Here is a 464-nt window from a genome sequence, read left to right as displayed (position 1 = left end):
TACCACTTTGTGATTCATGACTGGGGTGAAGTCGTAACAAGGTAACCGTAGGGGAACCTGCGGTTGGATCACCTCCTTACCTTAAAGAACCTGCCTTTGTAGTGTCCACACAGATTGTCTGATGAAAAGTAAATAGCAAGGCGTCTTGCGATTGAGACTGTACGTCCCCTTCGTCTAGAGGCCCAGGACACCGCCCTTTCACGGCGGTAACAGGGGTTCGAATCCCCTAGGGGACGCCACTTGCTGGTTCGTGAGTGAAAGTCACCTGCCGTCATATCTCAAAACTGACTTGCGAGTCATGTTTGAGATATTTGCTCTTTAAAAATCTGGATCAAGCTGAAAATTGAAACGACACATCTTTAATGGTGTGTTCGAGTCTCTCAAATTTTCGCAATCAGAAGTGAAACATCTTCGGGTTGTGAGGTTAAGCGACTAAGCGTACACGGTGGATGCCCTGGCAGTCA

General features: G+C 47.6%; 1 tRNA gene and 1 rRNA gene. Both read left to right on the top strand.

Features of this window, described 5'->3' with window-relative positions:
- Positions 1-79: ribosomal RNA gene (locus ACNQ0T_RS23220) — 16S ribosomal RNA — on the top strand; the annotation flags it as partial.
- Positions 80-163: 84 nt separating this feature from the next.
- Positions 164-239 (top strand) — tRNA-Glu (locus tag ACNQ0T_RS23215).
- The last annotated feature ends 225 nt before the right edge of the window (positions 240-464 follow it).

The organism is Enterobacter cloacae complex sp.6700776, assembly GCF_048284255.1.
Classification (GTDB): Bacteria; Pseudomonadota; Gammaproteobacteria; order Enterobacterales; family Enterobacteriaceae; genus Enterobacter; species Enterobacter intestinihominis.
This window is presented reverse-complemented; position numbering and strand designations above follow the sequence as displayed.